Below are 7002 nucleotides of genomic sequence, written 5' to 3'. Positions count from 1 at the left end.
GGATGATCAGCATCACCTTGATTTGTCGCAGACAAATGGTGAAGTTGACGGACGCTGGCTTTTTGCCAATGCAAACAATACACCTAGAATTGCACGTATTGATCTAAAACTTTTAGAACGGCTGAAATTATCGAACTTCCAAACTGTGCAGGAAATCACTCTTCACCATTTATTACTCAAAATACAGAGTATGTGGTAGGAGCAAGCCGTTTTAGTGTTCCTCCTGATAATGATAATGGAGATGTGCCTATTAATACTTTCAAGAAAAACTTTAAAGGATATTTAAGTTTTGTAAAAGTAGGTAAAGAGGGAGAGTTAGATCTTGCTTTTCAAATTGTAGCACCTGGAGTTAATTTTGACCTTAGTCATCCAGGTAAAAAAGAGTCTCATGGCTGGTTCTTTTTCTCTTGCTATAATACAGAACAAGCAAATACATTACTGGAGGTAAACGCATCTAAAAATGATAAAGATTTTATCATGGCGGTTAACTGGAAAAAAGCAGAGGAATATATTAAAGCTGGTAAAGGAAAGCGTGTACCTGCAAACTACGTTCATAATACTTGGGATGAAAAAACGCAAACAGCAAAATCTGAAACTAAAAAAGAAGTATTAACTCTTGATGCTGCAGAACTTAAGGATATTTGCTACATGATTCCTTGTCCAAAATCACCTCACGGTTGTGATATTGACCCAACAGGTGAATATATTATTGGAAGTGGAAAATTGGCAGCTTTGATTCCTGTATTTAGTTTTACAAAACTGAAAGCAGCGATTGCTAATAAACAATTTGATGGTTCTTATGCTGGTATTCCAGTCGTGAAATATGAAGCAGCGCTGCACGGCGAAGTTCAAAAACCAGGATTAGGACCTTTACATACTGAATTTGACGGTAAAGGAAATGCATATACAACAATGTTTGTTTCTTCAGAGGTTGTAAAATGGAATATTAAAGATCTTAAAGTTCTAGATAGAAAAGCGACTTATTATTCTCCAGGTCACCTTATGGTTCCGGGTGGTAATACAGAAAAACCATTTGGAAAATATATGGTAGTTTATAATAAAATTACAAAAGATCGTTTCTTGCCAACAGGTCCTGAATTAGCACAAAGTGCACAATTATTTGATATCAGCGGAGACAAAATGAAACTGCTGCTTGATTTTCCAACAATTGGAGAACCGCATTATGCACAAGGAATTCCAGCTGATAAGATTCGTAACAACGGACAGTTGAAGTTTTACAAAATGGCTGATAACAAGCATCCTTTTGCAGCCAAAGGGGAAAAAGAAACTAAAGTGGTAAGAGAAGGAAATAAAGTACATATTTACATGACTTGTATTCGTTCTCATTTTGCTCCAGATAATATCGAAGGAATTCGTGTAGGTGATGAGGTTTATTTCCATGTTACTAATCTTGAACAAGATTGGGATGTTCCTCACGGATTTGCCATTAAAGGAGCTAATACTGCCGAATTGCTGATTATGCCGGGAGAAACACTTACTTTAAAATGGACACCTCAGAAAAAAGGAATATTCCCATTCTATTGTACAGATTTCTGTAGTGCATTACATCAAGAAATGCAGGGTTATGTTAGAGTTTCACCAGCAGGAAGTAACGTTCCAATTAGCTACAGTCTGGGAACTAATTTACCAAAAGAATAACTACTAACCAAGTAAAGGGGACAGAGCATATTCTTTGTTCCCTTTTTTATTTTGAATTATTATGAGAAATAATACAATTTCGACATTTTCTAAAATAGTTCTCTTGTTATCAGGATTACTGTTTATTGGATCCATTTTTGTGCCCATGTGGAAAATTGAATTAACCGCACCTCAATATCCAGAAGGATTGGTTTTAAAACTTCATGCTTCTAAGATTGCTGGTGATGTTGAGATTATCAACGGACTTAATCATTATATTGGTATGAAAACTTTGCATACAGAAGATTTTATTGAGTTTACAATTCTTCCTATTATTCTAGGTTTTTTTGGAGTTATCGCTTTAGGATGCATATTCTACAAAAATCAGAAAATTTTATATACACTCTTCGGCTCTTTTGTCCTTTTTGGGATAGCTGCAGGTTTTGATTTTTATCGTTGGAATTATGAATATGGTCACAACCTTGATCCAAATGCTGCAATTCGTGTACCCGGAATGGCATATCAACCGCCCGTTTTAGGTTATAAGCAACTGCTTAATTTTGGAGCCTATTCGATACCCGATATCGGCGGATGGATGCTGATTACTGCTGGAGTTTTACTTTTTCTTGCTGTATTAAAAGAAAAGAAAATGCTTTTTTTTAAAACAAAAACAGTACTAAGTATGGCAATATTGGCCGTTTTATTTTCTTCATGCGCAAATGACAAACCAGTTCCAATTAAACTGAATACGGACAACTGCGATTTTTGCAAAATGGGTATTACGGATGGAAAACATGGTGCTGAAATTATTACTGAAAAAGGCAGAGCTTATAAATTTGATGATATTGCTTGTATGGTTAATTATACCAAGGAAAATCCAGAATTAAAAGTTAAAGGATACTATGTTCATGATTATACTTTAGAAAATGAATTAATTCCTGCTGAAAAAGCTTTTTATGTTTCTGGAGGCGCAATCAAAAGTCCAATGAATGGAAACATTGCTGCATTTTCTAATAAAAGTCAAGCAAAAGCATTTGAAGCAGAGTCTCACGGACAAGAAAAGGAATGGAGCACTTTTATCGAAAAATAAGAGAACGACAACTCAAAACACAATTTTTAAAAAATATGAAATTATTTCTCTGTCTTTTTCTATCGTTGTTTTGTTTCAATCTGCAGTCGAAGACTATTGAGGTTGGGAAGAACAAGGTAATAAAAAGTATAAAAAAGCTATTGATCTGGCAAACCCTGGCGATACAATCTTGATTTATAAAGGAGTGTATCGTGAGGGAAATATCGTGATCAATAAAAGAATTGTGCTGCAAGGAAAGGATTTTCCAATTCTTGATGGACAAAGAAAATATGAAGTGGTTTCTATCAAAGCTGATAGTGTTGTTGTATCTGGTTTTAAAGTAATTGATTCTGGTTACGGTTCGCTGAACGATCCTTGCGGCATTAAGATTTATGATAAAATAGGTGTAATAGTAAAGAATAATATACTGGAAAATAACTTTTTTGGCATTTACGCTCAAAAAGGGAGCAGCTGCATAATTGAAAATAACACCATAAAAGCTCATCAGACAGAAGAACAACGTATAGGAAACGGAATTCATTGTTGGAAAAGCGATAGTATGAAAATTATCGGAAACAAAATTTCCGGGCATCGTGACGGGATTTATTTTGAGTTTGTTTCGAATTCGATTATTTGGAGAAACATTTCTAAAGGAAATATTCGATACGGACTGCATTTTATGTTTTCTAATGACGATTCGTACATCTCAAATGTATTTAAAAATAATGGGGCAGGAGTGGCAGTAATGTTTACCAAAAATGTAAAAATGTTCAACAATTACTTTGAAGAAAACTGGGGAGACGCCGCCTACGGTTTACTGCTGAAAGAGATTGCAGACAGTTATATTATTGGAAACAAATTTATACGTAATACTTCTGGAATCTATATGGAAGGCACGAGCAGAGTAATGCTTAATCATAACATATTTAAAGACAATGGCTGGGGAATGAAGATTCAGGCAAGTTGTATGGATAACGAAATTTCATTCAATAATTTTCTTGCCAATACTTTTGATATCAGTACTAATGGAAGTCTCGTTTTAAATCATTTCAATAGTAATTATTGGGATAAGTATGAAGGATATGATTTAAACAAAGACGGGATTGGCGATGTGCCTTTTCATCCATTGAGTCTTTTTGCTGTTCTTACTGAAAATAATCCTTCGGCAATGCTTTTATTCAGGAGTTTTATGATTACCCTGTTAGATAAATCAGAAAAGGTACTGCCAAGTATTACACCAGATAATTTTATTGATGAAACCCCCTATATGAAATCTCTCATTTTATGATTAGTATAAAAAATATAAGTAAAAAGTTTGGAAAACTTCAGGTGTTAGAAAATGTAAACCTTGAATTTAAAAAGGGAGAATGTATTGCATTGATTGGTCCTAACGGATGCGGAAAAACAACTCTCATTAAATCTATTCTTGGAATGGTGCTTCCTGACAACGGTGATATTTTGTTTAATGAAAATTCTATTTTAAAAGAGTTTGATTACAGAAATAAAATCGGATATATGCCGCAGATTGGGAGATATCCTGATAATATGGAAATAGGACAGATAATTAGTATTATTAAAGAAATTAGAAATTCAAAAACGGTTTTAGACGAAGATTTGATAAAAGCCTTTAATCTTGACAAAATGTATGCTAAACAAATGCGTACGCTTTCTGGCGGAACTACTCAAAAAGTGAGTGCGGCATTGGCTTTTCTTTTTAATCCTGATGTTCTTATACTTGATGAGCCTACAGCTGGATTAGATCCATTAGCGTCTGAAATTCTGAAAGAAAAGATTCTAAAAGAGCGTGACGCTGGAAAATTAATTTTAATAACATCACATTTATTAAGTGAACTCGATGATATGATTACTCAGATTATTTTCATGCAGGATGGAAAAGTACATTTTCATAAAACCATCAGCGATTTACTTCAATATACAGGCGAAAGCAAAATCTCAAAAGCCATTGCCGCAATCTTAAAAGAGAAACATCATGAACAGAATAATTAAAATTGTTTTACTCGATATACTTAAAAATAAGATTGTTGTAAGTTATACCATTATTTTAGCGTTACTTTCTTGGGGATCATTTGGATTAGAAGACAATTCAGCCAAAGGACTGCTTACTATATTGAATGTAATTTTGTTTACAGTGCCTTTAGTATCGATATTATTTTCTACAATTTATCTTTATAATAGTGCCGAGTTTATTGAACTTTTATTGAGTCAGCCTTTAAAGAGAAAAAAAATATGGATTAGTTTATTTGCAGGTCTTTCGATTGCAATGGTTACCGCGTTTTTTCTCGGGGCTGGTATTCCGCTTATAATAAACGCACCAGGTGTAGTTGGATTTATGATGCTTTTGGTAGGTTGTCTTATCTCAGTAGTTTTTGTTTCATTGGCTTTTTTAAGCTGTATTTATTCAAGAGACAAAGCAAAAGGAATTGGAGTTGCTATAATGTTCTGGCTTTATTTTGCCATGCTTTTTGATGCTGTAGTATTGTTTTTGCTTTTTCAGTTTTCAGAATATCCTATAGAGAAAGCTATGGTAGGTGTAACAGCATTGAGTCCTATAGATTTGGCACGCATTCAGATATTACTGCATCTCGATCAATCGGCAATGATGGGATATACAGGAGCGATTTTTAAAGATTTTTTTGGAACAACAATTGGACTGATATTATCGTTTCTATTATTACTGTTATGGATAGGAATTCCGTTTTTTATATCTCTTAAAAAGTTTAATAAAAAAGATTTGTAAAAGTATTTTAAACACAAATGAAGAAACAAATAGAAAGATGAAAACAGATATTAAGGGAAAAGATGATATTATAATACTGGTAGATGCTTTTTATCTAAAGATTAGAACTGATCCTACGATTGGTTATTTATTTACAGAAGTAGCGGCGGTAAACTGGGAAAAACACCTTCCGATAATGTATGATTTTTGGGATAATATTTTATTCCATACCGGAAACTTTGATGGAAACCCGATGATGAAACACCGAATGTTAAATCAGAAAAGCCTTTTGACCGAGGCGCATTTTAAACACTGGACAAAATTGTGGAAGAAAACAGTCGATGATTTGTTTGAAGGAGAAAAAGCTAGAGAAGTTAAAATTAGGGCTGATAATATCTCAAAAGCAATGATGAATAAAGTAATAAGTTAAAAAAGCGGGAACTATTGAAGTTCCCGCTTTTTTACTTTAAAACGTTATGAAATTTGAATTAATAATTTATCATTTAACCTTTGCTCAAAGGACGTAAATATTTGAACCATAGATTATGATTTGAGTCATACAGTTGTAATTTTTTAGACGTTCTAGTAGAATAATTTGTGATCAATGATTTCAATTTTTTTATTCTTTTTCATAAGAGTGAGAGTTCTAATAACAGTTTCAACTCTTAATCCCGTAAAATCAGCAATTTCTTGACGTGTATATGGAATCTTAATTTTTTGATTTGATTTTGTGCAATGCTGTCTTTTAAAATTATCTAAAAAATATTGTATTCGATGTTCGGGCTTATGGTTAATAATGTTTTTAGAGAAGACGATTTTATTATAAATTCTTGAGGCAAATAGTTTTAGTATTTTCTTTTGTGCTTCAGGGTTTTCTTCTAGAAAGGAAAAAAAATTAATTCGAGAAAGCTTTAAAATAACACAGTCCGTTTGAGCTAATGCCGATGCAGGATAGGGCTCGCCAATAATTAACGGCGGTTCTCCAAAACTCTCTCCTTTATTAAATACACCAATAGTAAGATCTTTACCATCTTCGTTGGTATAGCTCATTTTTACAGTTCCTTCTAAAATTTGAAAAAAGGATAGAGCAGGATCATTCTCATAAAAAATGATAGCGTTTTTGGGAATTTTTTTTGCAATTGCTCCCCACGTATACAGCAAATCAGTATCAATGTGCATTTTTATCAATATTTACTTTATTAATAAACGTGACGCATTTATCTGCTTTTTTGATTTTAAAATTAGTGCTCTTATACATTATGAGATGGTTGGTTTTGAATATTGGTTGCGTCAAACAAAGGAAAGAATTTACTAAAAATCAAAACATGATAAATGTTAGTTTCTTAAAGTAATTTATTATTTAAAAATGTTTGTAATTTATTAATTACTAGTTTTTTAAGTAAAGTCAGGTACAGTGGGGTTTCTTTGTATTCGATGAATCTTAAAGGTAGTTTTTAAAGACATTTTCGTTCTCCAAAAACAGAAAAATATCTTACTTTTTAGTTTTTATCCCTACAGACAAATAAAAAACTCCTACAAATAATGCAGGAGTTTAAAG

6 protein-coding genes and 1 pseudogene are annotated in these 7002 nt (G+C 32.8%); 6 read left to right on the top strand and 1 reads right to left on the bottom strand.

Annotated elements, in window-relative coordinates; translation table 11 throughout:
* The 6 genes and pseudogenes from nosZ to BOW55_RS02765 form a co-directional block, all read left to right on the top strand.
* Positions 1-1659 (top strand): annotated as a pseudogene (gene nosZ / locus BOW55_RS02790) (Sec-dependent nitrous-oxide reductase); the annotation flags it as partial.
* Between the two features lie 61 nt (positions 1660-1720).
* The gene (locus BOW55_RS02785; protein ID WP_129022886.1) at positions 1721-2728 is read left to right on the top strand and encodes a nitrous oxide reductase accessory protein NosL; all 1008 of its coding nucleotides are present in this window, start codon (positions 1721-1723) and stop codon (positions 2726-2728) included.
* A gap of 169 nt (positions 2729-2897) precedes the next feature.
* Complete coding sequence (gene nosD / locus BOW55_RS02780) at positions 2898-3995, top strand: nitrous oxide reductase family maturation protein NosD (RefSeq protein WP_241686454.1); 1098 nt, start codon at positions 2898-2900, stop codon at positions 3993-3995.
* Positions 3992-4714, top strand: coding sequence for an ABC transporter ATP-binding protein (locus BOW55_RS02775; RefSeq protein WP_129022885.1), 723 nt, complete (start codon positions 3992-3994; stop codon positions 4712-4714). The genes nosD and BOW55_RS02775 overlap by 4 nt, the downstream gene beginning before the upstream one ends.
* Positions 4698-5465 carry an ABC transporter permease subunit gene (locus BOW55_RS02770; RefSeq protein ID WP_129022884.1) on the top strand — a complete coding sequence of 256 codons (768 nt, stop codon included), beginning with the start codon at positions 4698-4700 and terminating at the stop codon, positions 5463-5465. Before BOW55_RS02775 ends, BOW55_RS02770 begins: the two co-directional genes overlap by 17 nt.
* Before the next feature lie 37 nt (positions 5466-5502).
* Positions 5503-5874, top strand: coding sequence for a group III truncated hemoglobin (locus tag BOW55_RS02765; RefSeq protein WP_129022883.1), 372 nt, complete (start codon positions 5503-5505; stop codon positions 5872-5874).
* 152 nt (positions 5875-6026) lie between these two features.
* Here BOW55_RS02765 and BOW55_RS02760 read toward each other — a convergent pair whose 3' ends face one another.
* Positions 6027-6623 carry a Crp/Fnr family transcriptional regulator gene (locus tag BOW55_RS02760; RefSeq protein ID WP_129022882.1) on the bottom strand — a complete coding sequence of 199 codons (597 nt, stop codon included), beginning with the start codon at positions 6621-6623 and terminating at the stop codon, positions 6027-6029.
* Positions 6624-7002: the final 379 nt, after the last annotated feature.

It is taken from the genome of Flavobacterium sp. YO12 (assembly GCF_004119495.1).
GTDB lineage: Bacteria > Bacteroidota > Bacteroidia > Flavobacteriales > Flavobacteriaceae > Flavobacterium.
This window is presented reverse-complemented; position numbering and strand designations above follow the sequence as displayed.